General features: G+C 58.7%; 23 protein-coding genes. 9 read left to right on the forward strand and 14 right to left on the reverse strand.

From position 1 onward, the window contains the following. Nucleotides 1–82: 82 nt before the first annotated feature. Nucleotides 83–577 carry a SprT family zinc-dependent metalloprotease gene (locus AD669_RS19620; RefSeq protein WP_053122789.1) on the forward strand — a complete coding sequence of 165 codons (495 nt, stop codon included), beginning with the start codon at nucleotides 83–85 and terminating at the stop codon, nucleotides 575–577. Nucleotides 578–686: 109 nt separating this feature from the next. Here the strand turns inward: AD669_RS19620 and AD669_RS19625 are convergent, their stop codons facing one another. Together AD669_RS19625 and AD669_RS19630 are read right to left on the reverse strand one after the other, a co-directional pair. After that, on the reverse strand, nucleotides 687–1,868 hold the full coding sequence (locus tag AD669_RS19625) for a CaiB/BaiF CoA-transferase family protein (RefSeq protein WP_053122791.1): 1,182 nt from the start codon (nucleotides 1,866–1,868) through the stop codon (nucleotides 687–689). Between the two features lie 232 nt (nucleotides 1,869–2,100). Beyond that, nucleotides 2,101–3,435, reverse strand: coding sequence for a dicarboxylate/amino acid:cation symporter (locus AD669_RS19630; RefSeq protein ID WP_053122793.1), 1,335 nt, complete (start codon nucleotides 3,433–3,435; stop codon nucleotides 2,101–2,103). Nucleotides 3,436–3,786: 351 nt separating this feature from the next. On the opposite strand from AD669_RS19630, the gene AD669_RS19635 reads away from it, so the two are divergent. Next, complete coding sequence (locus AD669_RS19635) at nucleotides 3,787–4,785, forward strand: AraC family transcriptional regulator (protein ID WP_053122795.1); 999 nt, start codon at nucleotides 3,787–3,789, stop codon at nucleotides 4,783–4,785. Between the two features lie 203 nt (nucleotides 4,786–4,988). Here AD669_RS19635 and AD669_RS19640 read toward each other — a convergent pair whose 3' ends face one another. The 3 genes from AD669_RS19640 to AD669_RS19650 form a co-directional block, all read right to left on the reverse strand. Further along, nucleotides 4,989–6,335 (reverse strand): ATP-binding protein, encoded by a 1,347-nt coding sequence (locus tag AD669_RS19640; RefSeq protein WP_053122797.1) that lies wholly within the window; start codon nucleotides 6,333–6,335, stop codon nucleotides 4,989–4,991. Next, entirely contained in the window at nucleotides 6,332–7,009 is a 678-nt protein-coding gene (locus AD669_RS19645) for a response regulator transcription factor (protein ID WP_053122799.1), read from the reverse strand. Before AD669_RS19645 ends, AD669_RS19640 begins: the two co-directional genes overlap by 4 nt. 150 nt (nucleotides 7,010–7,159) lie before the next feature. Further along, on the reverse strand, nucleotides 7,160–7,765 hold the full coding sequence (locus tag AD669_RS19650) for a hypothetical protein (protein WP_053122800.1): 606 nt from the start codon (nucleotides 7,763–7,765) through the stop codon (nucleotides 7,160–7,162). A 144-nt stretch (nucleotides 7,766–7,909) separates the two neighbouring features. Between AD669_RS19650 and AD669_RS19655 the strand changes: the two genes are divergently transcribed. Continuing rightward, nucleotides 7,910–8,701 carry a dienelactone hydrolase family protein gene (locus AD669_RS19655; RefSeq protein WP_053122802.1) on the forward strand — a complete coding sequence of 264 codons (792 nt, stop codon included), beginning with the start codon at nucleotides 7,910–7,912 and terminating at the stop codon, nucleotides 8,699–8,701. A 195-nt stretch (nucleotides 8,702–8,896) separates the two neighbouring features. Further along, nucleotides 8,897–9,616: a 4'-phosphopantetheinyl transferase gene (locus AD669_RS19660; protein WP_082341471.1), complete on the forward strand. Its 720-nt coding sequence runs from the start codon at nucleotides 8,897–8,899 to the stop codon at nucleotides 9,614–9,616. A 116-nt stretch (nucleotides 9,617–9,732) separates the two neighbouring features. On the opposite strand, the gene AD669_RS19665 is transcribed toward AD669_RS19660, so the two are convergent. Next, on the reverse strand, nucleotides 9,733–11,343 hold the full coding sequence (locus AD669_RS19665) for an ATP-binding protein (protein ID WP_053122805.1): 1,611 nt from the start codon (nucleotides 11,341–11,343) through the stop codon (nucleotides 9,733–9,735). Continuing rightward, nucleotides 11,340–12,062: a response regulator gene (locus AD669_RS19670; RefSeq protein ID WP_053122807.1), complete on the reverse strand. Its 723-nt coding sequence runs from the start codon at nucleotides 12,060–12,062 to the stop codon at nucleotides 11,340–11,342. Before AD669_RS19670 ends, AD669_RS19665 begins: the two co-directional genes overlap by 4 nt. Before the next feature lie 832 nt (nucleotides 12,063–12,894). On the opposite strand from AD669_RS19670, the gene AD669_RS19675 reads away from it, so the two are divergent. Next, nucleotides 12,895–15,789: a ribonucleoside-diphosphate reductase subunit alpha gene (locus tag AD669_RS19675; RefSeq protein ID WP_053122809.1), complete on the forward strand. Its 2,895-nt coding sequence runs from the start codon at nucleotides 12,895–12,897 to the stop codon at nucleotides 15,787–15,789. A 740-nt stretch (nucleotides 15,790–16,529) separates the two neighbouring features. Here the strand turns inward: AD669_RS19675 and flgE are convergent. The 6 genes from flgE to AD669_RS19705 form a co-directional block, all read right to left on the reverse strand. Then, nucleotides 16,530–17,855, reverse strand: a complete 1,326-nt coding sequence (flgE, locus tag AD669_RS19680; protein ID WP_053122811.1) for a flagellar hook protein FlgE — start codon at nucleotides 17,853–17,855, stop codon at nucleotides 16,530–16,532. A 31-nt stretch (nucleotides 17,856–17,886) separates the two neighbouring features. Beyond that, on the reverse strand, nucleotides 17,887–18,615 hold the full coding sequence (flgD, locus tag AD669_RS19685) for a flagellar hook assembly protein FlgD (RefSeq protein WP_053122813.1): 729 nt from the start codon (nucleotides 18,613–18,615) through the stop codon (nucleotides 17,887–17,889). Nucleotides 18,616–18,630: 15 nt separating this feature from the next. After that, nucleotides 18,631–19,074, reverse strand: coding sequence for a flagellar basal body rod protein FlgC (gene flgC, locus AD669_RS19690; protein ID WP_053122816.1), 444 nt, complete (start codon nucleotides 19,072–19,074; stop codon nucleotides 18,631–18,633). Between the two features lie 3 nt (nucleotides 19,075–19,077). Beyond that, a complete protein-coding gene (gene flgB / locus AD669_RS19695; protein ID WP_053122819.1) occupies nucleotides 19,078–19,485 on the reverse strand; it encodes a flagellar basal body rod protein FlgB in 408 nt (135 codons plus the stop codon). Nucleotides 19,486–19,809: 324 nt separating this feature from the next. Beyond that, the gene (gene cheR / locus AD669_RS19700) at nucleotides 19,810–20,637 is read right to left on the reverse strand and encodes a protein-glutamate O-methyltransferase CheR (protein ID WP_053122821.1); all 828 of its coding nucleotides are present in this window, start codon (nucleotides 20,635–20,637) and stop codon (nucleotides 19,810–19,812) included. Nucleotides 20,638–20,683: 46 nt separating this feature from the next. Then, on the reverse strand, nucleotides 20,684–21,616 hold the full coding sequence (locus AD669_RS19705; protein WP_053122823.1) for a chemotaxis protein CheV: 933 nt from the start codon (nucleotides 21,614–21,616) through the stop codon (nucleotides 20,684–20,686). Between the two features lie 82 nt (nucleotides 21,617–21,698). Here AD669_RS19705 and flgA point away from each other — a divergent pair, with 82 nt between their 5' ends. The 4 genes from flgA to AD669_RS19725 all read left to right on the forward strand — a co-directional run bounded on the left by flgA (nucleotide 21,699) and on the right by AD669_RS19725 (nucleotide 24,298). Beyond that, a complete protein-coding gene (gene flgA, locus AD669_RS19710; RefSeq protein ID WP_082341472.1) occupies nucleotides 21,699–22,460 on the forward strand; it encodes a flagellar basal body P-ring formation chaperone FlgA in 762 nt (253 codons plus the stop codon). A gap of 160 nt (nucleotides 22,461–22,620) precedes the next feature. Further along, on the forward strand, nucleotides 22,621–22,947 hold the full coding sequence (gene flgM, locus AD669_RS19715) for a flagellar biosynthesis anti-sigma factor FlgM (protein WP_053122828.1): 327 nt from the start codon (nucleotides 22,621–22,623) through the stop codon (nucleotides 22,945–22,947). 48 nt (nucleotides 22,948–22,995) lie between these two features. Then, nucleotides 22,996–23,463 carry a flagella synthesis protein FlgN gene (locus tag AD669_RS19720; protein WP_053122830.1) on the forward strand — a complete coding sequence of 156 codons (468 nt, stop codon included), beginning with the start codon at nucleotides 22,996–22,998 and terminating at the stop codon, nucleotides 23,461–23,463. Nucleotides 23,464–23,551: 88 nt separating this feature from the next. Then, the gene (locus AD669_RS19725) at nucleotides 23,552–24,298 is read left to right on the forward strand and encodes a flagellar brake protein (RefSeq protein WP_053122832.1); all 747 of its coding nucleotides are present in this window, start codon (nucleotides 23,552–23,554) and stop codon (nucleotides 24,296–24,298) included. 303 nt (nucleotides 24,299–24,601) lie between these two features. Here the strand turns inward: AD669_RS19725 and AD669_RS19730 are convergent, their stop codons facing one another. Continuing rightward, entirely contained in the window at nucleotides 24,602–25,990 is a 1,389-nt protein-coding gene (locus AD669_RS19730; RefSeq protein ID WP_053122834.1) for an MFS transporter, read from the reverse strand. Between the last annotated feature and the right edge of the window lie 2 nt (nucleotides 25,991–25,992).

The raw sequence follows: 25,992 nt of genomic DNA on the forward strand, positions 1-25,992 counted from the left end.
GCCGGACGACCATTCGGCAGCTCGACGATTCGCAAGTCCCCAGGGTTGCGGCATACTCGACGTCTCTGGAGATCCATCAAGCATGCCCGAGCAACTCAATACCCGCGTCGAAGACTGTTACCAACTCGCTGAATCCTTTTTCAAACGTCACTTCCAACGCCCTGTCGTCAGTCTCAAGCTGCGCGGGCAAAAAGCCGGTGTCGCGCATTTGCACGAGAACCTGCTGCGCTTCAATCCGCAGCTGTACCGGGAAAACACCGAACATTTCCTCAAACAAACCGTGGCCCACGAAGTTGCGCACCTGATCGCCCATCAGTTGTTTGGCGACCGCATTCAGCCGCACGGCGAGGAATGGCAATTGATCATGCGCGGTGTTTACGAACTGCCGCCGGATCGCTGCCATACCTACGCCATTAAACGTCGCAGCGTTACCCGCTATATCTACAAATGCCCGTGCGTGGACAGTGATTTTCCGTTCTCGGCGCAGCGGCATAGCCTGGTGCGGCAGGGGCGGCGATATTTGTGTCGTAGTTGCCGGAATACGTTGGTGTTCAGTGGTGAGATGCGGGTGGAATGACCCCCCGATCGTTCCCATGCTCGGCGTGGGAACGCCGCCATGGACGCTCCGCGTCCACTGTGACGCAGAGCGTCACGGGATTCATTCCCACGCAGAGCGTGGGAACGAGCTAAAGAATGACCTTGGCCCGCCGCAGCTCCGCAATTTTCGCAGGACTAAACCCCAACGCCCCCAACACCTCATCCGTATGCTGCCCCAACACCGCCCCCACATGCCGTGGTGCCGGTAAATCCTCGGAAAACTTCAACGGACACGCCATCTGCGCCTGCGTCGTGCCATCCCCGCGCGGCACTTGCGTCACCAGTTCGCGCGCCTGCAACTGCGGATGCCGCACCGCCTCACTCAAATTCAACACCGGTTCGACACACGCATCGATCCCGGCAAACAGTTCGCACAGTTCAGCGAAGTCATGTCGCTCGAACTCGATCTTCAATGCTTCCTTCAGCGCCCGCTGCTGTGCAGGTTTCGGCGACAAGCCCTGCGCCGCCAACTCCGGCCGGCCCAGCGCCGTACACAGCTGCTGCATGAACGCCGGCTCCAGACTGCCGACCGACATCCAGCGCCCATCCCGCGAACGGTAATAGTCGTAAAAGCTGCCGCCATTGAGCATCTGGTCTTCCCAGCCCGGCTCTTCGCCGCAAGCCAGATACCCGGCGCCGGCCATGGCATTCAGGCTGAATGCGCAATCGGTCATGCTCACGTCCAGATGGGTACCCTGCCCCGTTTGCTGACGCGCAATCACCGCTGCGAGTAAACCGATCACCCCGTGCAACGAACCACCGGCGACATCCGCCACCTGCATACCCAACGGCAACGGCCCGCTGTCGGCACGACCGGTGTAACTGGAGAGCCCGGCGAGGGCGAGATAGTTGATGTCATGCCCGGCGCGATCCTTGTACGGGCCGGTCTGGCCGTAACCGGTGATCGACACGTAGATCAGCTTTGGATTGATCGCCTTCAGTGCCTCGTATCCGAGCCCCAAACGCTCCATCACGCCGGGGCGAAACTGTTCCAAAACGATGTCGTGATCCGCCAGCAATTGCTTGATCACCTCGAGCGCTTCGGGCTGCTTGAGATCCAGCGCCAGACTGCGCTTATTGCGATTGAGATAGGCGTGACTGGCAGACATCCCGCCATCGTGCGGCGGTAATACGCGCAGCAGATCCATGCGCGTCGGCGATTCGATACGCAGCACCTCGGCGCCCATGTCCGCCAACAACAGCGACGCGAACGGCCCCGGCAACAGCGTGGAGAAATCGAGGATTTTCAGTGAGGCCAGCGGTGCAGACATGAGCGAACTCCTTGGGCGATGCACTCAGCCTAGGCAGCCATTGCCGATGCAGCAATCACCGGATATGTCAGCGGGTGTGACCGTTACGCTCAAATCGCAGGCAATAAAAAACCCTGTGGTGAGGGGGTTTATCCCCGATGAGTCGCGTAGCGGCTCCCTTCTACCACTAAAAAGAAGGGACTGCTGCGCACTCCATCGGGGATGAATCCCCTCGCCACAAGGGCTTTTTTACTTACTTGACGCTGCTCGGGGTTGGGCCTTCAGCCACACCCAGATCATCTTCAGGACGGGTATCAGCGATACCGCGACCGCCCGAGGCCAGCTCGGATTGCAGTACGTCGGTGTCCAGCTCTTTCACCCACTTGGCAACCACGATGGTCGCAACAGCGTTGCCCACCAGGTTGGTCAGTGCGCGTGCTTCGGACATGAAGCGGTCGATACCGAGGATCAGCGCCAGACCGGCCACCGGCAAGTGACCTACCGCCGACAGAGTCGCGGCCAGCACGATGAAGCCCGAACCGGTCACACCGGCTGCGCCTTTGGAGGACAGCAGCAGCACCACCAGCAGCGTGATCTGGTGCGTGATGTCCATGTGCGTGTCGGTTGCCTGAGCAATGAACACAGCGGCCATGGTCAGGTAGATCGCGGTGCCGTCGAGGTTGAACGAGTAACCGGTCGGGATCACCAGACCCACTACCGATTTCTTCGCGCCCAGACGCTCCATCTTGATCAGCATGCGTGGCAGTACCGATTCCGACGACGAAGTGCCGAGTACGATCAGCAGCTCTTCACGGATGTAACGGATCATTTTCAGCACGCTGAAACCGTGCATGCGGGCGATGCCGCCGAGCACGATCAACACGAACAGCAGGCAAGTGATGTAGAAGCAGATCATCAGTTGACCCAGCTGCACCAGCGAACCCACGCCGTAAGCGCCGATGGTGAAGGCCATGGCACCGAAGGCACCGATTGGCGCGAGCTTCATGATCATGTTGATGATGTTGAACATCACGTGGGCGAAGCGATCGATGAAGTCGAGGATCGGACGGCCGTAGTCACCCAGGCGATGCAGGGCGAAGCCGAAGATCACCGAGAACATCAGCACTTGCAGGATGTCACCGGTGGCGAACGCGCCGACGATGGTGGTCGGGATCACGTTGAGTAGAAAGCCGACAACGCTTTGGTCAGCGCCCGCCGCGACATAGGAAGCGACTTTCGAAGCGTCGAGGGTGGCGACGTCGATGTGCATGCCGTTGCCCGGCTGCACAATGTTGACCACAACCAGACCAACCAGCAGAGCGATGGTCGAAACGATTTCGAAGTACAGAAGCGCGTAACCACCGGTCTTGCCGACCGATTTCATGCTTTGCATGCCAGCGATGCCGCTGACCACGGTGCAGAAGATGATTGGAGCGATGATCATTTTGATCAGTTTGATGAACCCGTCACCCAGCGGCTTTACCGCCACGCCGAACTGCGGGTAGTAATGACCAAGCGCGATACCGATGATGATCGCGATGATCACCTGGAAATACAGGGATTTGTACAGTGGCTGACGAGTCGTCATTGCAAGTTTCCTCAAGAGCCCCGCGTGCAACATCCATCTGTTACACCGCGAAACCTGAATTGCGAACCCTCCTGCACTGGAGGGATTTGTTGTTGGAGCGGCGTTTTCCGGGCGGGATAAACGCACGCTTCTGTCGCTCTTATCGCAAACGCCGTGCCACTTTGGTGCATTTCCCGGCAAGCCTTTTGACATCAAGGGCTGCAGGTGTTTTCAGTGTCACCTTCCGGTGAGTTGAGTGTGGCGGATTTCCGCCAACTCGCCGCTTGTCGTCCTACAATTTGGCGGAAATCCGCCTTGTTGCTCGTACCGCCCCCGGCTACCATCCGGCGCCTGAGGAAGGATTTGTCGCTTATGCGCGAACGCACCATCGCCAGTCATTTCGCCCGTGCCGCCCTCGGTGGCGCACGCCGCCTGGGTTTCGATTATTCGGGTCTGTTGCTGCAACTCGGCATCAGCCCGGAATTGCTCGACGAACCTCGCGCGCGTCTCGCGCCGGAACAGTTCACTCAGTTGATCCAGGGCCTGTGGCTGGCGTTGGACGACGAATACCTCGGTTTCGGCGACGCACCGAGCAAGCCAGGCAGCTTCGCGATGATGTGCCACGCCTCGATTCATTGCCGCAATCTGGAGAAGGCTCTGCAACGCGGCTTATTGTTTTATAGCCTATTCCCGCAAGGCCCGCGCCTGACCCTGAGCCGCGAAGACGAATGGGTACGTTTGAGCCTCGCCGATGCGCAATTGTGGGATCCGGATCACTTTCTCACCGAGAGCCTGCTGGTGATCTGGCATCGCCTCGGCAGTTGGCTGATTGGCCAGCGCATCCGGCTGGAGCAGGTGACGTTCAGCTACCCACGCCCCGAACACGGCGCGGAATACGATTTGCTGTTTCCCTGCCCGATGACGTTTGCCAGCGATCAGAGCAGCCTGCTGTTTCACAGCCGCTACCTGCACATGCCGTTGTTGCAGGACGAGCGCACGCTCAAACACTTCCTCGAACGTTCCCCCGCTGACTTGCTGTCGCGCCCGGATGACGGTGACAGCCTGAGTAGTCGGCTGCGCCGCTTGCTCAGTCGCGACAGCGTGAATTGGCCGGATCTGGAAGCGGTGGCCGCGCAGATGCACATCAGCCCGCAGACGTTGCGCCGGCATTTGCGTGAGGAAGGCACGAGTTTTCAGGAGCTGAAGGATCAGCTGCGGCGGGATATCGCCATCTACCATTTAGGGCGCGCGGATTTGTCGTTGCAGCAGATTGCCGAGCAGTTGGGGTTTTCTGAGCCGTCGGCGTTTCACCGGGCGTTCAAGAAATGGACGGGGCTGACGCCGGGGGCTTATCGGGCGCAGGAGCAGTGAGGCATTACATCAAAAGCCCCTCACCCTAACCCTCTCCCGGAGGGAGAGGGGACTGATTGGGGGATGCTCGAAATCTCCGCCGACCTGAAACTTCGCTGCTGAATCCATAATCGACTGGCTATTTCAGGTCGATGGATAACGCCAGACACCTCGGTCAGTCCCCTCTACCTCTGGGAGAGGGTTAGGGTGAGGGCAGCTCCCAATCACACCGCCGGAAAATGAATCCTGAACGCCGCCCCACCCATCGGTGAATCCCCCAGCGTCAGCTTGGCGCTGTAACTCTCGATGATGTCCTTGACCACCGCCAAGCCGATCCCCTGCCCCGGATGCTGGGCATCCAGCCGTTCGCCACGCTCGAGAATCCGCGCACGCTGATCCGGCGGTACGCCCGGGCCGTCGTCTTCGATGCACAGTTCAACCCCGGCGTGATTTTCACGCACGCTAATGCGCACTTCGCCCAGACACAGGCGATAGGCGTTCTCCAGCAAGTTGCCCATCATCTCCAGCAAGGCGCCCTGCTCGATCGGCACGTAACAATGCTCCGGCAGGTCAAACGCCACGCGTACATGTTTGTCGCGATAGACCTTGTCCAGCGTGTCGCAAAGGCTTTTCAGCACCGGTTGCAGACGCACCTGATGGCGCACCAGGCCGCTTTTGCGCAGGCTTGCGCGTTGAAGTTGGTAGCCGATCTGTTGGCTCATGCGTTCGATCTGCGATTGCAGCACCCAGGCCTGATCGCGATCTTCGGGGCGCTGGGCCATGTCTTCGCTGACGCCTTGCAACACCGTCAGCGGGGTTTTCAGGCTGTGCGCCAGATCATCGAGGGAGTCACGGTAGCGGCTGCGCTGCTGGCGTTCGCTGTGCAGCAAGCGGTTGAGCGAGCCGGTCAGGCGCAGCAGTTCGCGCGGGTGTTGTTCGGTGAGGCTTTCGCGGGTGCCGCCTTCGATTTCGTCGAGTTCCTGACTGAGTCGGCGCAAAGCTTTTAAGCCCCAGGTCAGGCCGATCCACAACAGCGCCAGCAACACCAGCAAAGCTGCGCCGAAACCGAGGTAGAGGTTTTCACGCAAGCCTTCGAGGGTGACTTCGTATTCGCGCACCGGTTGCAGCGCGACGATGCTGAACGCCGCACTTTTGCCGCCGAGCAGTTTCACTTCGACGTCATAGACGAAGAATTCCTGACCGTTGGCCTCACGAATCCGCGCGAACTCGTTGCCGAGGCCGTCGTAGCGCGGTTTGTAGTTGATCTGTTCTTCCTGGGTGGCTTTCGAGCGCCAGACCAAGTGCCCTTCGCGGTCGTAGATGTAGCCGAGCAGGCGGAAGTCGGTGAGGTTGAAACGCTCGTCCGGCAACTGATTCGGCATCACCAGCCGACCGTTTTCAATGCGTGCGGCAGAGATCAGCGTGGTGACGTCCGAGGCCAGCCGTTGTTCGATCGAGTCCTGCAACGCGAGGCTGAACGCGCCCTGCATCGCCGGGAGCAAGGCGAGCATGAACAACACCGCCAACGTGGTGGCGGCGAGCATCAGCCGGACGCGAAGCGAACGAATCAAGTGCAGCGCTCATTGAACAAATAGCCGAGGCCGCGCACGGTGTCGATCGGTTTGAAGCCGGCCGGGCCTTCGAGCTTGCGGCGCAGGCGGCCGACCAGCACTTCGATCACGTTCGGATCGCGCTCGTCGTCGTCCGGGTAGAGCTGCTCCATCAAGCGATCCTTGGGCACCACTTGCTGGTGATGACGCATGAGGTATTCGAGGATGCGGTACTCGTAGGCGGTCAGCGCCAGCGGTTGTTCGTCGAGGGTCGCCTGCTTGCGATTGAGGTCGAGCAGCAACGGTCCGGCGACGATGGTCGACTGGGTGAAACCGCTGGAGCGGCGCAGCAAGGCATTCAGGCGCGCGTCGAGTTCTTCGAACTGGAACGGCTTGACCACGTAATCGTCGGCACCGGCGGCGAGGCCTTCGACCTTGTCCTGCCAGTTGCCGCGCGCGGTGAGGATCAGGATCGGAAAGGTCTTGCCGCCCGAGCGCAACTGGCGGATCAGGTCGAGGCCGTTCATGCCCGGCAAGCCGAGATCGATCACCGCCAGATCAAAGTTGAACTGCCCGGTCTGGTACAGCGCCTCTTCGGCATTGGCCACGGACTCGACCACGTGACCGCTCTCCGTGAGACGGGTTTGCAGGTGATGGCGCAACAGCGCCTCATCTTCGACGACCAACAGTTTCATAACGCTCTCCCGGGTAAATCCAGAATCTCCAAAAACACACCTGTAGGAGCAAAGCTTGCTCGCGAAAGCGGTGAATCAGTCAATTAGAAGTCGACTGATCCGGCGCCATCGCGAGCAAGCTTTGCTCCTACAATAATTTCGCTGTCGTCCTCAGAAGTTGTAGTTGGCCGACAGGTAAGTCTGCGCGCTGCTGTTCAGATCCAGCGAGCCTTGTTTGCTGCCGCCGCTTTCTTTCATTTCGGTGCTGGCGTTGCTCATCAGGTAACGATAACCGAGTTCCACCGAAGTGTTCTGGGTCACTTGCTGCAACACACCCAACTGGCCGCCGACCGCATAACCGATGTCACTGTCGCGGCTGTAGCCTGGCGAATCCTGAGTGAGTTTAGTCAGACCCGCCGTGGCACCGCCGAACAACTTGGTGCTGCCGCCCACCGGGTAGAACAGATCGTAGCTGCCGAGCAGATTTTCCTGTCGCAGTTTAATGCCATTGTGCGAGCCCGACACGTTGTCGTAGGTGGCGTAGTAGCGACCTTGGCTGTTTTGCTGACCGAGGCGTACGCCGTAAGTGTTGTTGCCATCGATGGCGCCGGTGGCGTTCGGGTGACCGAGGTTGTCGTTCAGCGCGTTGGACTTGTCGATCTTGTCACTGGTCTGGCCGAAGGACAGGCCGGCGAAATTGGTGGTGTCGTCGGCATTGGCCGCGAGGCTGGAGCCCAACAGGGTAAATGCCAGCAGCAGTTTGTTTATACGAGTCATGGGTATTTCCTCTTTCACAGTGCTGTTTGGGTATGGCGCAAGGTTACTGACCAGCCCCTGTACCGCCCCTGAACCGTCTCTGAACCTGACCTGAACCAAATCGACTAGGCTGTTTTGACCACTTTCGATAAAGAGACCCCGACCATGCGCCTGTTCCTCGCCCTCACTTTGCTGGCGGTCAGCAGCCTGACTCAGGCAGCGATCAAGACCGAAGAAATCCCCTACCAGAGTGCCGACGGCACCAAACTGATCGGTTATTACGCTTATGACGACGCTATAAAAGGCGCACGCCCGGGTGTCGTCGTGGTGCATGAATGGTGGGGCCTGAACGATTACGCCAAACGCCGTGCGCGTGATCTCGCCGAGCTTGGCTACAGCGCGCTGGCGATTGATATGTACGGTGAAGGCAAGAACACCGAGCACCCGAAAGATGCAATGGCGTTCATGCAGGCGGCGACCAAGGATTCGGCGGCATCGAGCAAACGCTTCGAAGCCGGTCTGGATTTGCTGAAGAAGCAGCCACAGACCGACGTAAACAAACTCGCGGCCATCGGTTATTGCTTCGGCGGGGGCGTGGTGCTGAACGCGGCGCGTCAGGGTGCGCCGTTGTTGGGCGTGGTGAGTTTCCACGGCGCGTTGGCGACCAATACGCCGGCGACGCCTGGCAGTGTGAAGGCGAAAATTCTGGTGGAGCATGGCGCGCTGGACAGCATGGTCACGCCGAACAATGTCATCGCCTTCAAGTCGGAAATGGACAAGGCCGGGGCCAACTACAAGTTCGTCACGCTTGAGGGCGCCAAGCATGGTTTTACCAATCCGGATGCGGATCGTTTGAGCCATGGCGAACATGGTGGGCCGGATATTGGTTACAACAAGGCGGCGGATGAAAAATCCTGGGCGGACATGAAAGCGTTCTTCCAGAAAATCTTCAGCTAACCGTCCCCGACCCTGATCGTTCCCACGCTCTGCGTGGGAATGCAGCCCGGGACGCTCTGCGTCCCAACGCGGACGCAGAGCGTCTATTTAGGCATTCCCACGCAGAGCGTGGGAACGATCAAGATCGCAGCCTTCGGCAGCTCCTACACGGGCAGGCACTGGTCAGCGTGGGTGCTAACCGGCAAAATGCCCGCCATGAACTTCACCCTCCCCGCCTGCTGCACCCCGCTCGATGCCGATTGGCCGTTGCCCTCGGTGCTGGCCGATACCGTGCTGCTCAGTACTCACTTCGATCCGGCGCAACTGCTCGGCGATGACTTTCGTCGCAGCGCCATCGAGCCGCCGCCGAGCATTCAGCGTTCGGTGGCCAAGCGTCAGGCTGAATTTCTCGCGGGGCGGATCTGCGCACGGGCAGCGTTGCAGCAACTGGAAGGCTCCAGCGTGGTTCCGCCGATTGGCGAAGATCGTGCACCGGTGTGGCCGGCGCATATATGCGGCTCGATCACCCACAGCACCGGGCGCGCGGCGGCAATTGTTGCCAATAAACAGCATTGGCGCGGTTTGGGCATGGATCTGGAAAACCTGCTCAACGCCGAACGCGCCGAACGCCTCGCCGGAGAAATCCTCACGCCGGCGGAAATGCAGCGCATGGCGGCAGGCTCGCGGGATCAGTTGGCGTTGTGGGTGACGCTGACGTTTTCGGTGAAGGAGAGTTTGTTCAAAGCGCTGTATCCGATCGTGCAGAAGCGCTTTTATTTCGAGCATGCGGAAGTGCTGGAATGGTCTGAGGCGGGTGAGGTTCGGTTGCGGCTGCTGACGGATTTGTCGGCTGAGTGGTGCAGCGGGACGGAGCTGGATGCGCAGTTTGGCGTGCGGGATGGGCAGTTATTGAGTTTGGTCAGCATTAAGGCCTGAGGATTTGTAGGGTGGCCGCTGACCCCATCGCGAGCAGGCTCACTCCTACAGGGGAACGCATTCCAAATGTAGGAGTGAGCCTGCTCGCGATGGGGCCAGCAAAATCACTAAATTTCTCAACGGCGTTCCTGATTCCGCGGCCAACTCAAACTAAAACACGCCCCGCCCAAACTCTTGCTCTTGCCAATCAACGCCCGGCCGTCGTGCCAGTGAATAATCCGCCGCACAATCGACAACCCCAACCCGTGCCCGCCCGACGCCCGCGTGCGGCTGTCATCCAGGCGCAGAAACGGCGTGAAGATTTTCTCCCAGGCAACTTCCGGCACACCCGGCCCGTCATCCTCAACGTCGACCCGGCAACGCAATTGCCCGACCTGATAACTCACCGTCACGTTCGAACGGGCATGACGCATGGCGTTGCTCACCAGATTCTGCAACGCGCGATGCAGATAACGCGGCTCAGCCTCGACCCAGGCATCGTCGTTGTCCGCAGCCGACAGACACAGCCCGCGCTGCACCGTGACCTCGGCGCGCAACGGCGCCAATTCTTCGATGACCTGATTGACCAACGCATCCAGATCAATCCGCTGGAAGGTCAGCGCCGGTGAGCCCTGCTCCAGTCGCGCGTAGGTGAGCATTTCATCGACCAGCTTATCGAGATCCTCGATGTCGTGATCCATGCCCTCGCGGTATTTTTCCAGCGCTTGCGGGGTGGTCGCCGAGCCGATCATTTCCAGACCGAAACGCAGACGCGCCACCGGCGTGCGCAACTCATGGGACACCGCGCGCACCAGTTCACGCTGGATCGCCAGCAACTGCTGCAAATGCTCAGCCATGCCATTGAACGCCGCCGCCAGCCGTCCGACCGAGTCGGCACCGCGCGCCGGCACACGGGTTTCCAGACTGCCCTTGGCGATGCGCGTGGCCGCCGCTTCGAGACCGCGCAAACGCCGTTCGAGTTGGCGCACCAGCAAGTAAACGATCAAGCCGATCAGACTCAGCCCGAGCGCGGCGATCAGCACCAGCCACTCCGGCGGATAGGGATTCATCTGATACAGCGGGCCGATCTCCAGCACCCACGGCGTGCCGACCATACCGGCGAACACGCGGATCGAATCGCCGCCCTTGCCCAGCGCCATCACCGTGTCGCCCTCGGCCACGCGGCGGCTCTGGTCTTCGTCCATGTCGGCGTCATCCACCGTGACCAAACGCAAATCGAATCCGAAGCCCTTCTCTTCCTTTATCTGCGCCAGCCGTTTCGGTTGGTCGGCGACCGGCACGCGCACCAGCTCATCGGCGAGCAGGTAAATAGTCGCGCGGGCCAGTTGCTCGCTGATCTGCTGCACCTCGCCTACGAGCACAAGCTGCTCTTTGTCGCTGACCAGTCGATAGACCTTCGCCGCGTGCGGGCCGGTCTGTTCGACCAAAGCCTGGCCGCGCTGCACGCGGGTGCGTTGGGTCAGGTCGAGATCAGTGTCGGTAAACTTTTTCAGCGCCAGCGGAATCCCCAGCAACCGCTCCCACACCAACAGTGCGCGATGGCGTTCGGTTTCGTTCATCGGTTGCAGGTTGCTGGCCATCAGCGAGAACGTGCCGTGGGCCAGACGCTCGCGGTACTGCTCGCTGCGCACTTGGTTGAGCAGGTTCAGCGCCAGCACGCCGAGCACTGCCACCAGAATGATCGCTGCGCACATGCCGCCATAAATGCGCAGGAAGATCGAGTTCACAGCGGCAGGTCTACGCAGGCTTCAGGGACGAACAGGTAGCCTTTGCTGCGCACGGTTTTGATCAGGCGTGGATGGTCGGGGTCGTCGCCGATTTTCGGGCGAATGCGCGAGATGCGCACATCGATTGAGCGATCCTGGCCGTCGTAACCGATGCCGCGCAAAGCAGTGAAGATTTCTTCACGCGAGAGAATGCGCCCGGCGTTGGAGACCAGCAGCCAGAGCAGATCGAATTCGGCGCTGGTCAGTTCGATGCCGTTATCGCTGAGCCAGGCTTCGCGCAATGCGTTGTCGATCACCAGCGGGCCGAATTGCAGGCGACGGCTTTTTTCGCTGGTCGGTTCGGGTGAGTCACTGCGTCGCAGCAACGCCTGAATCCGCGCCAATAACAGACGCGGGCGCACCGGTTTGCACACGTAATCGTCGGCGCCGAGGTCGAGGCCTTGGATCTGGTCGGCATCGTCGGTGCGCGCGGTGAGCATCAGGATCGGCCCGTCGTAACGGTCGCGGACTTTGCGGCAGATGCTCAGGCCATCTTCGCCGGGCAGCATCAGGTCGAGGATCACCAGATCCGGTTGCTCATTGATGATCCGCGCTGCGGCGAGCGCACCGTTGCCTTCGATTTCCACGCGCAGTCCATTGGCTTGCAGGTAGTCGCGCGTGAGTTCGGCCAGTCGCTGGTCATCCTCGACGATCAATACCTGCCAGGCTTGTTGCTCCACCGGTGACCTCTGCTTTCTATTGTTATTAATAAAGGAAGACGATTGCCCGAATCCAGACGATCCCCTGTAGGAGCTGTCGAGTGAAACGAGGCTGCGATCTTTTGATTTTGTTTTTTTCAAGATCAAAAGATCGCAGCCTTCGGCAGCTCCTACGGGGGATCCTCTCGTGCTTTTGTCGCGTTCACATGGCCCGATTGTATAAACGGCGTACAGCCAGAACACAAGTCGGTAAATGCGTTCGGACAAGGCGATTTTTTGTGGTAGGGTTCGCGCCCTTAAAAATCCGCTGAAGCGTTTTTCCCGGTGAGAAAACGGTGACAAACGGTCTAGCTCAGCAGGTTCGCGGCCTACACGAGAATTCCACCTTTCTTACACAATTTACGCACAGGTTTATCCACAGGTAGTACGTTGCAACACCCCTCGAAACGCATTATCTTGTAGCACGGCGCAAAAAAAACCCTACATATAGGGTTTTTGACTGAAAAGCCCAACCACATTTCAGACCTGAAACTCAAGCGATTTATTGCCGGTTTCCGGTTGAACCAAGCAAGTTTTCTGAAGACCAAACCGCACTTGCGGATGGCACCGTTTTTCAGGTCGGAAACGACCGAAACGGTACGGGTGTTGCAGTCATTACTGTCACCCGGGATGGAACCCGGCTCGAGCCTTGGCTCGCAGCCAAAAACTTCGGCAGGGACGCGGCGTCATTAGCCTTTTTCCTACTGGTCCGAAGTTGTTATGCCCGACGCCCGTCGGTTGTAGTGCTTCTGGCCAGAACGGTGGGCACCATGATGGTGCCCAAACAAACTAGAGAATGTGGAGATCACCCCCCATGCAAACCGACACAACTCGCGAGAACCCGCAGGGCACCTTGCCGCAGGCCGCTGATTCGAATTCGGATCTGGCAGCCACCGCGCCTGGTCAACTGCGCGTGATCAAGCGTAATGGCACTGTCGTTCCTTACACCGATGACAAGATCACCGTCGCTATCACCAAAGCGTTCCTCGCAGTTGAGGGCGGCACCGCTGCCGCCTCGTCGCGAATCCACGACACCGTTGCCCGCCTGACCGAACAAGTCACCGCGACCTTCAAGCGTCGCATGCCTTCGGGCGGCACCATCCACATCGAAGAAATCCAGGACCAGGTTGAACTGGCCCTGATGCGTGCCGGCGAGCAGAAAGTGGCGCGCGACTACGTGATCTACCGTGACGGTCGTTCGAAAGAACGCGCTGCCCACGCCCCGACCGAAGAAGCGGTCAACGCTCACCCGTCGATCCGCATCACCCGCGCTGACGGCAGCCTGGCGCCGCTGGACATGGGCCGCCTGAACACCATCGTCACCGAAGCGTGCGAAGGTCTGGAAGAAGTCGACGGCGACCTGATCCAGCGCGAAACCCTGAAAAACCTGTACGACGGCGTGGCCCTGACCGACGTCAACACCGCGCTGGTGATGACCGCCCGTACTCTGGTTGAACGCGAGCCGAACTACTCGTTCGTCACCGCCCGCCTGCTGATGGACACCCTGCGTGCCGAAGGCCTGGGCTTCCTCGGTGTGGCCGAAAGCGCTACTCACCACGAAATGGTCGACCTGTACGCCAAAGCACTGCCGGCTTACATCGCCAAAGGTATCGAGTTCGAACTGCTGAACCCTGTGCTGGCCACCTTCGACCTGGAAAAACTGGGCAAGGCGATCAACCACGAGCGCGATCAGCAATTCACCTACCTGGGCCTGCAAACCCTGTACGACCGTTACTTCATCCACAAGGACGGTATCCGCTTCGAACTGCCGCAGATCTTCTTCATGCGCGTGGCCATGGGCCTGGCGATCGAAGAGAAGCAGAAAGAAGACCGTGCGATCGAGTTCTACAACCTGCTGTCGTCCTTCGACTACATGTCGTCGACGCCAACCCTGTTCAACGCCGGTACCCTGCGTCCACAGCTGTCGAGCTGCTACCTGACCACCGTGCCGGATGACCTGTCGGGTATCTACCACGCGATCCACGACAACGCCATGTTGTCGAAATTCGCTGGCGGCCTGGGCAACGACTGGACGCCGGTGCGTGCACTGGGTTCGTACATCAAGGGCACCAACGGCAAGTCGCAAGGCGTGGTTCCGTTCCTGAAAGTCGTGAACGACACCGCCGTCGCCGTTAACCAGGGTGGCAAGCGCAAAGGCGCTGTCTGCGCTTACCTGGAAACCTGGCACATGGACATCGAGGAGTTCATCGAACTCCGCAAGAACACCGGTGATGATCGTCGTCGTACCCACGACATGAACACTGCCAACTGGATCCCTGACCTGTTCATGAAGCGTGTCTTCGACGACGGCAAGTGGACCCTGTTCTCGCCATCCGAAGTACCGGACCTGCACGACCTGACCGGTAAAGCCTTCGAAGAGCGTTACGAGTACTACGAAGCCCTGACCGAATACCCAGGCAAGGTTCGTCTGTTCAAGACCATTCAGGCTAAAGACCTGTGGCGCAAAATGCTCTCCATGCTGTTTGAAACCGGCCACCCATGGCTGACCTTCAAAGACCCGTGCAACCTGCGCAGCCCGCAGCAGCACGTCGGCGTAGTTCACAGCTCGAACCTGTGCACCGAAATCACCTTGAACACCAACAAGGACGAAATCGCCGTTTGTAACCTGGGCTCGATCAACCTGCCGAACCACATCGTCAACGGCAAGCTCGACACCGCCAAGCTGGAACGCACCGTGAACACCGCCGTGCGCATGCTCGATAACGTTATCGACATCAACTACTACTCGGTGCCACAAGCGAAGAACTCCAACTTCAAGCACCGTCCGGTCGGTCTGGGCATCATGGGCTTCCAGGACGCGCTGTACCTGCAGCACATCCCTTACGGTTCCGACGCTGCCGTCGAATTCGCCGACAAGTCGATGGAAGCGGTCAGCTACTACGCAATCCAGGCGTCCTGCGACCTGGCCGACGAGCGCGGTGCGTACGAGACGTTCCAGGGTTCGCTGTGGTCCAAAGGCATCCTGCCACTGGATTCGCAACAGATCCTGATCGAGCAACGTGGCCAGAAGTACATCGACGTTGACTTGAACGAATCCCTGGACTGGGCACCGGTTCGCGCCCGTGTACAGAAAGGCATTCGTAACTCCAACATCATGGCCATCGCACCGACCGCGACCATCGCCAACATCACTGGCGTCTCGCAGTCGATCGAACCGACCTACCAGAACCTGTATGTGAAATCGAACCTGTCGGGCGAATTCACCGTGATCAACCCGTACCTGGTTCGCGACCTCAAGGCTCGCGGTCTGTGGGACTCGGTCATGATCAACGACCTGAAGTACTACGACGGTTCGGTTCAGCAAATCGAGCGCATCCCGCAAGAACTCAAAGAGCTCTACGCGACTGCCTTCGAAGTGGACACCAAGTGGATCGTTGACGCGGCCAGCCGTCGTCAGAAGTGGATCGACCAGGCCCAATCGCTGAACCTGTACATCGCTGGCGCATCGGGCAAGAAACTCGACGTGACCTACCGCATGGCTTGGTACCGTGGCCTGAAAACCACCTACTACCTCCGTGCCCTGGCCGCGACCAGCACCGAGAAGTCGACCATCAGCACCAGCAAGCTGAACGCTGTATCCAGCGGCGGCAACCACGGTGATGATTCGGTCCTGGCTGCTCCAGCCGGCCCAGCGCCAGTGCCAAAAGCCTGCGCGATCGACGAGCCGGATTGCGAAGCTTGCCAATAAGCTGAGCGAAATCGGGTGTTGAAAAACACCTGATTGAAAAAGCCCCTGACAGACCTCTGGTTTGTTGGGGGCTTTTTTTTGCCCCAACTCCCTGTAGGAGCTGCCGAAGGCTGCGATCTGTTGATCTTGCTACTAGTGACAACAGCAAAAGATCGCAGCCTTCGGCAGCTCCTACATTCGAATAGTATTCAACTGACAGAAACCGGCCGGCTGTCAGACCGCCTTCGCGAGCAAGCTCAGCTCCTACAACAGCAAAGTCAAAAGATCGCAGCCTTCGGCAGCTCCTACATTTGAATAGTCAGACCGCCTTCGCGAGCAAGCTCGGCTCCTACAACAGCAAAGTCAAAAGATCGCAGCCTTCGGCAGCTCCTACATGAAATCGCGGCGAACCCAAGCCAACCACTAGGCCGAGTGTCAGCTCGCCTGCTTTTGATCTTGATCTTAGAGCCCGTCGGGAGGCTGAGTGAAGGGATTCATACGGGGAAAGCATCGAGAGGAGGTGCAGCGAAGCAAACCGTAGGCGATGCCCCCGGATGAACCCGGAGCGAAGGAACCCGAGCCTTAGCGAGGGCCGGACGTCAGGGCACAGACCTTTTGGTTACTTTTGGGGCGTTTGCCAAAAGTGACCCGCCGTAAGGGCGGAACCATAATCAGCCACCCCCGCAGCAACGGATATAAACCCAAACCCAAAAAAAAGCCCCTCAAAAAGAGGGGCCCTTCTCAAACAGCAAAACCAAAAATCAGGTCATCTGAATAATGGTCTGCATAATCGTGCTCTGCGTAGAAATCGTCTTCGCATTCGCCTGATAGTTACTCTGACCCTTGATCAAATCAACCAACTCATTCGTCAGGTTAACGTTCGACTCCTCCAGCGAGTTCGACGCGATCGAACCCAAAGTCCCGGTCTCCGGCGCATCGTACCCCGGAATACCCGAAGCAAACGTCTCCTTCCAGCTAGTACCACCAACGGCCTGCAAACCCTGCTCGTTAGTGAAACTGGCCAACGCAACCTGCCCAATCGCCTTGCTCTGATTGTTACTGAAGTTGGCGAACAAGGTACCGGTGCCATCAATCGTCAGGTTAGTGATCTGCCCGGTGGCATAACCATCCTGAGTCGGAATCGAACGCGCAGTATCAGCGTTGTACTGAGTGGTCTTGGCCATGGAAATGGTCACACCGTCAGCATTCGCAGCCGCACCGTTAGGCGTGAAGGTGCCATCTTTCACAGTCCCCGGTACCCAGCCTTTCAGCGTCAGGTCACTGCTGAGAATCGGCTTGGTCGGATCCGCTGGATTCGGCGTGCTGACCTGAGTCAGTTTGCCCGAAGAGTCGAACGACAGCGTCGAAGCCACGGGCGGGGTCTTGGTTGGATCACTGCCGGTAGCGTCCGGGTTGCGGCCATCCACCAGCGTGTAAACCTTCCAGGTGTTTTCACCGGTCTTCACCATGTATTGATCCATGACGTGCGAGTTGCCTTGCGTGTCATAGATCGGGGTGCTGAAAGACTTGGTGTACGACGTGGTCTTGCTCGGATCAAACGGGTTGGCCGTTTCATCGATCGGCGCCACCGAGGAATTCAGGTTGATGCTCGAGGTCACCGACGATGTCGATTTCGGCGCCAGGTTCGAGGTGTCGATTTTCAGGTCAGTCAGTACACCGTTGATGATCTTGCCATCGGCATCCACACCGTAACCCTGCAGACGCGAGGTGTAATCGGTGTTGGTGATGTAACCGGCGTTGTCGACCTTGAACGTACCGGCACGGGTGTACGACACCGAACCGTTGTTGCTCATGGTGAAGAAGCCCGAACCGTTGATGCCCATGTCGAGCACGTTACCGGTGTTGCTGATGTCACCCTGGGTGAACTGCTGCGAAACGTTGGCCAGGCGCACGCCGTTACCAATCACTTTGCTGCCGCTGCCCAGACGAGTCGCCGAGTAGACGTCTTCGAATTCTGCGCGCGAGGATTTGAAACCGGCGGTGGCAACGTTGGCGATGTTGTTGCCGGTCACGTCCAGTTGTTTGTTGGCTGCATAGAGACCGCTAAGGCCGATATTGAAAGACATATTCCACTCCTTTGTGCCGGGTTAATCGGCTCTATATACCAATGGTTTGTACTTTGGACAGGGCAACGCTGCCCTTGCCGGCCAGGTTGAGCATCAGCTCGCCGCCGGTCTGGCTGATGGTCACGCTGTTGACCGTGGCCGGCAGGTAAGTGGCCAGATCCGTTGCGGCGCCATCGATCGGTGCGCTGGCCTTGAAGGTGTAAGTACCGACCGGCACCACGGTGCCGGAAGAATCCTTGCCGTCCCAAGTGAAGCTGGCATCGCCGGCCGCGCGGCTGCCCAGATCGATGGTGCGAACAGCTTTGCCGTCCTTATCGGTGATGGTGACGGTGCCGCCGGCGATCGACGAAGGCACGGTGACCGAACCGGTCAGGCCTTTGGTTGGGTCGTCGAGCTGCGCGGTGTTGGTCTGCACGATCACGTTGCGACCGACCAACGACGACGCCTGCAACGCTTGCGAAGAGTTGTAGTTACCGGCCAGCGAGCTGACGGTGCTGTTCAGTGTGGTGATGCCTTCCAGGCTGCTGAACTGCGCCAACTGTGCAACGAACGCACTGTTGTCCTGCGGATCGAGCGGGTTCTGGTTTTTCAGCTGGGTCACCAGCAATTGCAGGAACGCATCTTTGCCCAGCGCCTGGCCACCGGTGGCGCTGTTGGTCGCCGAAGCGATGCCGCCGGAGGTGCTGCTGCTGGCCGTCTTCGACGAGTTGGCCAGAATGTCGTTCATGCTCAGGGAGCTGGTGGTATCGGTAACGCTCATGGCAGTCGCCCCTTATTACTGACCGAGGGTCAGTACCTTCTGCATCATGGTTTTGGCGGTGTTCATCATTTCGGCGTTGGTCTGGAACGAACGGCTCGCGGAAATCATGTCAGCCATTTCTTCCACCACGTTGACGTTCGGGTAGTAGACGTAGCCTTTGGCGTCGGCCGCCGGATGGTTCGGCTCGTAACGCGCTTCGAGGTTGCTCTGGTCTTCGACCACACCGAGTACCTGCACGCCCTGCCCCGCGGCGTCCTGACTCTGGAACAGCGAGTTACTGCCAGCGTTTTGGCCGCCCTGGAACATGGTGGCGAACACCGGGTGACGGGCGCGGTAGGTCTGGTCGATGCTCGAGGAAACGGTTTCGGCGTTGGCGATGTTCGACGCCACGGTGTTCAGACGCGTGGTTTGTGCGCTCATGCCGCTGCCGGCAATGTTGAAAACGCTGGACAGGGACATGGATTACTCTCCGCGCAGGGCTGAGACCAGCCCTTTGAATTTGCTGTTGAGCAGCGTGAAGCTGGCCTGGAAGCCCACGGCGTTTTCCGCGTAGTTGGACTGTTCCAGTTGCGCATCCACGGTGTTCTGGTCGATCGAAGGTTGCATCGGCGTGCGATACAGCAGCGATTCGTCGCCATTGCCCAGGCCTTCAGCTTCGATGTGACGGCTGTTGGTCATGTTCAGGGCGATGGTGCCGTTGGCATTCTTCTGGGTCTGTGCTTCGAGCACTTTCGAGAAGTCCAGATCCCGCGCCTTGTAGTTCGGGGTATCGGCGTTGGCGATGTTGTTGGCCAGCACTTCGGCACGCTGGGCGCGGAAGCCCAATGCTTTTTCGTGAATGCCGAGCGCTTTATCGAAGCTGATGCTCATGTCGGGAACCTTCAGGTGACCGGTTTTTCGTACATGAGCTTTAGCAAGCCGCGTGCCAAACAGAGGAAACCCCGTAAACCGGGGCTTTGCGGGCAGCCGGCAAAGCGGCAATGCCAGAAAAGCGGCAAGCGGTTTCCGCCAGATGCCGCTTTTCTGCCGCTTCGCCCTGCGAGCACCTCCACCTGTAGGAGCTGCCGAAGGCTGCGATCTTTAGATCTTGATCTTAAAAAACAAAATCAAAAGATCGCAGCCTTCGGCAGCTCCTACGTGAAGCATGCGGCAAAAAAAAGGAGCCCCTGAGGGCTCCCTTCTTCTGCACATGCTTCATTTCGCCTGGTAAATAATCCCCGGGCTGCACTGCACCATCTGGTAATGATCCGGCAAACCGTTCAGCGCTTCCGATGCGCCAAGGAACAGATAACCGCCCGGCTTCAGCGTGCTGTGAATGCGCAGCAGGATGTCTTTCTTCACTTCGGCAGAAAAGTAGATCAACACGTTGCGGCAGAACACGATGTCGAACTTGCCCAGCGCGGCATAGCTGTCGAGCAGGTTGAACGAGCGGAACTCGACGCGGCTTTTGATCGGCGCCTTGATCACCCAGCGCCCCGGGCCTTTCGGATCGAAGTAACGCTGCAGACGTTCCGGCGACAAACCACGACCGATGGCCAGGCTGTCGTACTCGCCGGTCTTGCAGTTGTTGAGCATCAGGCCGGACAGATCGGTGGCTACAATCTGCACGCCCATCTTCAGCTGACCGAGGTTAGTGCGTTCGAACTCATCGATCGACATCGACAGCGAATACGGTTCCTGACCCGACGAGCACGCCGCCGACCAGATCCGCAGACGCTGGTTAGGGCTGGCCTTGATCGCTTCGGGCAGGACTTTTTTCTTCAAGACTTCAAACGGATAGGTGTCACGAAACCACAGGGTTTCGTTGGTCGTCATGGCATCGACCACCTGCTCACGCAAACCGCTGCGCGGCTGGGTCTGGATGCGCTGCACCAGCTCACCCAGGGATTTGATGCCTTGCTGTTCCATCAGTTTGTTGAGACGGCTCGAGACCAGGTACTGCTTGTTTTCACCGAGCAAAATGCCACAGGCTTTTTCCAGGAAGACCCGGAACTGTTCGAAATCCAAATTACCCGTAGACAATGATGCCGCCTCTTAAATCGTGTTGACCGCCAGGAGCAAAGCGCTCCTAGCTGATATCTGCTGCTTTGATCCGGTCGACTACCCGGGATGCCAGGTCATCAGGGCGGAATTTGGCCAGAAAGTCATCGGCGCCGACTTTCTTGACCATCGCCTGATTGAATACCCCGGACAACGAAGTATGCAGGATGATATGAAGCTTTTGCATGCGTGGGTCGCTGCGGATCTCGGCCGTCAAAGTGTATCCGTCCATCTCCGGCATCTCGATGTCGGAAATCATCATCAGAAACTCTTCTTCTGGCTTTTTGCCCTCATCGACCAGCTTGCGCAGGTAATCCAGCGCCTGTTTGCCGTCGTTCAGCGCCACCACTTCGACGCCGACCGTTTGCAGACAACGCGACACCTGCTTGCGCGCCACTGACGAGTCATCGACCGTCAGCACCCGCAGCGACAACGCTTTGGACTGGGTCTCGACATCGACCACGCCCACCGAAATCGCTTCCGGTGTCGGCGCAACTTCCGCCAGCACTTTCTCGACGTCGATGATTTCGACTAACTGATTGTCCACCCGAGTCACAGCGGTCAGGTAATGATCGCGACCCGTGCCCTTGGGCGGCGGATGAATCTCTTCCCAGTTCATGTTGACGATGCGCTCCACCGAGCGCACCAGGAAACCCTGGGTCTTGGTGTTGTACTCCGTGATGATCACGAACGGGTTGTTCTTGTCTTTCAACGCGCCGGAGCCGGTCGCCATCGCCAGATCAAGGATCGGAATGGTCGCCCCCCGGATATTTGCCACCCCGCACACGACAGGACTGGACTTGGGCATCAACGTCAGCGACGGGCATTGCAGCACTTCCCGCACCTTGAACACGTTGATTCCGTAGAGCTGCTGACCGTCGAGACGGAACAACAACAGCTCCAGGCGATTCTGCCCCACCAGTTGCGTGCGCTGGTTTACCGAATCCATTACACCAGCCATGCCCAGACTCCTACCTCAACGCCAAGTGTTGTTGCGACGCACATTCATTGCTAAACGGCACGGCGCTTGCTTTTTAACTCGTATGAACGCTCAAACGACATTTTTCCGACACCTGACCTCTCCCCTTCGCAAAGGGCTTTGCGCGGTGTCTGCCGCCTGCTGTTTGCTCGCTGGCAGCCCTGCCATTGCGGATTCGGTTACCTTGCCTGACATGCTTATCGGCGTCACTCAGGGCTTTCTTGAGTTCACCGTAGAAGACTATTTGGCAACCAGTCAAACCGAAGGCCGCTACGAGATCGAAGTCAAGCAGCTCGATCCGCGCATGCGCATGCCGATGTGCGACAAGGAATTGACAGCGTCGCTGGAGAACACCCCCCGTCCTTTGGGCCGAGTGACGGTCAAGGTTCGCTGTGAAGGCAGTTCGCCCTGGACGGTGTTCGTACCCGCTCAAGTCCGCCTGTTTCGCGAGATTGTCACCACCACCCGAGCGCTCAGACGCGCCGGGATTATCGAACCTCAAGACGTGACCTTGCGCGAGCGCGATGTCAGTCAGATCAATCAAGGTTTTCTGACCTCGGTAGACGAAGCGATCGGGCAAAAATTGACCCGACCAACGGTCGCCGATCAGGTGATTACCCAAGTCCACCTGGAACAGGCCGAAGTCGTGCGCAAAGGTGATCAAGTGGTCATCACCGCGCGCAGCGGCACACTCGCCGTGCGCATGCCCGGTGAAGCCCTGTCCAACGGCGGACTGAAAGAACAGATCCGAGTGAAAAACCTCAATTCGCAACGGGTGATCAAGGCGCAAATCATCGCGCCGGGACAGGTGGAAGTTTCCATGTAAACACCGAGGAGAAAACTGGCGCTGGCCATGGCTGTTCCCTAAACTGTGCCGCAGCAGGACGCGCGCGGGTGCATGCAGCTTTCATTGCTAAATGTGCCTAAAGTTTTCCAGGAGATGGCCGAAAACATGGCAAGCGTCCAAATTCCCAGAGGTTTTTATCATGGTCATCGATTTCAGCCGTTTGAACAGCTCCTCGTCACTGACAGGCAGTACACGTACCAGCGCGCCCAAGGAAACCGCCGAAAACGGCACTTCCGCGCCGCTGAATACTCAGGCCGAAACGGCCAGTACCGCTAAAAGCGGGGAATCGGTACACCTCAGCAATGAGGCTCAACAGTTGCAGAAGGTCACTGACAAGCTGCGCGATCAGCCTGCTGTCGACAAAGCCCGTGTGGCCGAGTTGAAAGCCGCGATTGCCGATGGCAGCTATAAAGTCGACAGCAACCGTGTAGCCAGCAAACTGCTCAACTTCGAAGCCCAGCGCTAGGCTTTTGCCAGCGCGAGGCTTTTGGACGCTTAAAACCCAAGGCCAGCCATGCACGACACTAATTTATTGCAACTGATCAACGACGACTTTGCTCCAGCTCAACAATTGCTGGAGTTATTGCAAACCGAGTCCCTCGCTTTGCACGGTCGCGACATGCCCCTGCTCGAAGAGATTCTGGCAACCAAACAGGCACTGATCATTCTGCTTGAACAGCATGGCCGCAAGCGCAGCGAAATCCTCGTCAGCCTCAACCTGACGCCAGACCGTCAAGGTCTCGAGCAACTGGCCGCGCAATCGAGCGTTGGCCAGCAGCTGCTGACCCAGGGCGATGCCCTGACCGATCTCATCGCCCAATGTCAGGCGGCCAACGTCAAAAACGGCCAGTCGATCCTCATGCAACAGGCCGCGACCAGCAACCAACTGAAGATCCTCACCGGGGGCGAAGCGCCAGCGTTGTATGACGCCAGCGGCACGTTTGCCAAACCCGCGATGCCGCGTCCGCTCAGCCAGGCATGAGTCGTTGATGCGCCAGCTCTATCAACTCGCGAAACATGCTGGCAAAATGCTGGCTAGTCGTCATATTTTGTCTGGAGATTGATAAACCGTGTCCAACGCCCTCAGCGCGGATGATGCTCCGCAGCCTCCAAAGGTGCTCACCACACCTCTGGAAATCTCCAGCAACCTGCGTCAGCTGCAAGACAGCCATGATCCGCTGATCATCACCTTTCACGAGCGCAGCCAGCGTTTCCAGAGCTACCTGATCAAGGTTGACCGCGATACCGCTTCGATCAACCTCGATGAAATGGTGCCACGTGACGGTGAACGCTTTCTGCTGGCGGGCGAGCCGTTCAAGGTTGAGGGTTTCCATGAAGGCGTGCGCATCGCCTGGGAATGCAATGGCACGCTGGACATCGTCGATGCCGACGGCGACCGCTTCTACACCGGCGAACTGCCGACCGAAGTGGTTTACCACCAGCGCCGCAACGCCTTCCGCGCCGCGCTGAAGCTGACCGATCTGGTCAACGTCGAACTCGGCGGCGAGAAACTCAAGGCGCCGATCAACGGCAAGCTGCTGGACATCTCCGCCACCGGTTGCAAGCTGCGCTTTGAAGGCGACATCACTGACCGCCTGCAACTGGGCCAGGTCTACGACCGCCTGATCGCCCCGCCGCTGTTCGGCAATCAGCCGACTTCGGTTGAACTGCGTTATCTGCATTTCGAAGAAAAACTCAACATCACCTTTGCGGGTCTGCGCTTCCACAACATCAGTGGCCAGGCGGCGCGGAACGTTGAGCGCTTTGTGTATCAGTTGCAGCGTGAAGCACGGCGTTTCGATAAAGACGATATGTGATTTATAGCGGCAAATAAAAAAAGGGCAGTCCTTGGCGGGACGGCCCTTTTTTGTGCCTGTGAGAATTCAACCAAGAATCTGTGGTGAGTGAGTTCTTGTGGTGAGGGGATTTATCCCCGACCGGCTGCGCAGCAGTCGTAAAACCATGCAATGTGGTGTGTCAGGAAGAATGTACATTCAGGGTTTGGGGCTGCTTCGCAGCCCATCGGGGATGAATCCCCTCACCACGAGAATTCACTCACCACAGGGTTATCCATTCATCATTAAATCTGTGTTCACCATAGGTGAATATTGCAGTCATAGTCAGGGTCTGGCGCCACTGATGTCTGGCGTCGGTTTATCGCTGCCATCATCCGGCTCCGTTTCCACCACTGGCTCCGGCGGAGTCTCAGATTCAGGCTCCACTTCCGGCTCTGGCTCGGGCTCGACCGGCGTCTGCATCTGATCCTGCACCACCTGTTCATCTACCCTTGGATCCAGCGCTGCCACCAGCGGTGAGCTCGACATGCTGTCCGGCATCGCCACGTGATGCAGCGGCGCGTCATCAACCTGGTGCAGATTGGTCACGGCTTTCGGGCGAATTCGCCACACCAGCACCAACGCAAAGAAGCTGAAAAACGCATACAGGCTCTGGCTGCCGAGAAACTTCATTAACACGCCTGCCAGTAACGGCCCGATGCTCGCACCGACGCCATACGTCACCAGCAGCATCGCCGTCAGCGAAACCCGGCGATCGCCCTCAACGTGGTCATTGGAAAACGCCACTGCCAGCGGATACAGACAGAACTGCACCAGCGAGCAGAAGAAGCCGACCACAAACAGCACCTCCAGCGGCACCTCCGGCATGATCGCCAACGGCAGCGCCGCCACCGCGAGAAACCCGGCAAAGCAGCGAATCAGCAGCGCACGATCATAGCGGTCGGACAACCAGCCCAGCGGCCACTGCACCAGCAGCCCGGCAAAAATGCAGCTACCCATAAACAGACCGACCTGCTCGGTCGAGAGCCCTTGCTGCGAGGCATACAACGGCGCCAGACCGTAAAACGCACCAATGATCAAACCCGCGCCGAGCACCGTACTCAGCGACTGCGGCACACGTTTAATGAAGAAGCGCGGTTCCATCGGCGCAGGATGCAGCGGCGCCGGGTGAATCCGTCGGGTCAGCGTCACCGGCACCAGGCACAGGGCGAAACACAGCGCGACCAACATCAACAGCTCCGGCCCCAACCCCGGGTGCATGACCAGAATCAACTGACCCAACACCAGCCCCAGATACGAAGCGATCATGTATCCGCTGAACACCAGCCCGCGCTGATTGGCGTCGGCCTGTTCGTTGAGCCAGCTCTCGATCACCATGTATTGACACATCATGCCCAGACCGACAATCGTCCGCAGCACCAGCCACGCCGGCAGCCAGTCCACCAGACCATGCCCGAGCACCGCCGCACCGACGATCCCGGCGCACGCCGAATACGCCCGGATATGCCCAACACGGGCGATCAAGCGGTGACCGATCTTGCCGCCCAGCACCAGACCAAAATAGTTGCAGGCCATCAGCGCACCGACCCACAGCCCGTCGACATTGTCGGCGGCCAGGCGCAAAGCCAGATAAGTAGACAAAAGGCCCGAGCCGATCAACATCATCAGCGAGGCGAAATACAGCGCTCGAAAGGATTTCCAGATTTGGCGCATCG

The sequence above is a fragment of the Pseudomonas sp. P1.31 genome (genome assembly GCF_001269815.1).
Taxonomy (GTDB): Bacteria; Pseudomonadota; Gammaproteobacteria; order Pseudomonadales; family Pseudomonadaceae; genus Aquipseudomonas; species Aquipseudomonas rustica.